The sequence below is a fragment of the Dietzia sp. UCD-THP genome, assembly GCF_000349585.1.
Taxonomy (GTDB): domain Bacteria; phylum Actinomycetota; class Actinomycetes; order Mycobacteriales; family Mycobacteriaceae; genus Dietzia; species Dietzia natronolimnaea_A.
This window is the reverse complement of the sequence record NZ_KB714648.1, coordinates 1-421: the sequence shown is the minus strand read 5'-3', so window position 1 is coordinate 421 and position 421 is coordinate 1. Positions and strand designations below refer to the sequence as shown.

General features: G+C 65.6%; 1 protein-coding gene. It reads left to right on the top strand.

Annotation, left to right across the window (positions count from 1 at the left end; genetic code table 11):
- Positions 1–253: DUF4913 domain-containing protein (locus H483_RS38765; protein ID WP_042329793.1), on the top strand; the 253-nt coding region annotated here is incomplete at its 5' end.
- Positions 254–421 lie beyond the last annotated feature (168 nt).

The following is a 421-nucleotide window of genomic DNA, read 5'->3' as shown; positions in this document are numbered from 1 at the left end:
GATGAGCCAGAAGTGGTGCTCTCGCTGGTGGGCGCACCGATCTGTTCGGTTCCGCATCCGGTCGATGTGGCTCGCGTATGAGTCTCTGGCTCGCCGGGACCCGGCAATCTGCGACGAAGTGTTCCTACGCACGATCGGTGATCACCACATGCCGATGCTGACGGGAGAGCGCTCGCCGATGGTGGCGTGCACCTCTAGCCACCAGCCGGGCAAACTCCTGAAGTCTGACCCCATTGAGGAAGGCACGCTATGAGTTCGCATCCCAGCGACCCGGTGGTCGCCGATCTGATCCGTCACGCCCGCGTGGGCGCGGCGGCTAGTCCGTACCCGACGCGGACGCGCTCGCTCGGTGAGCACTCCGTCCGCCAGCACTCAGTCGGCTCGCTCGTTGTCGAGACCGCGCGGGCAGATTCCGGCGTTT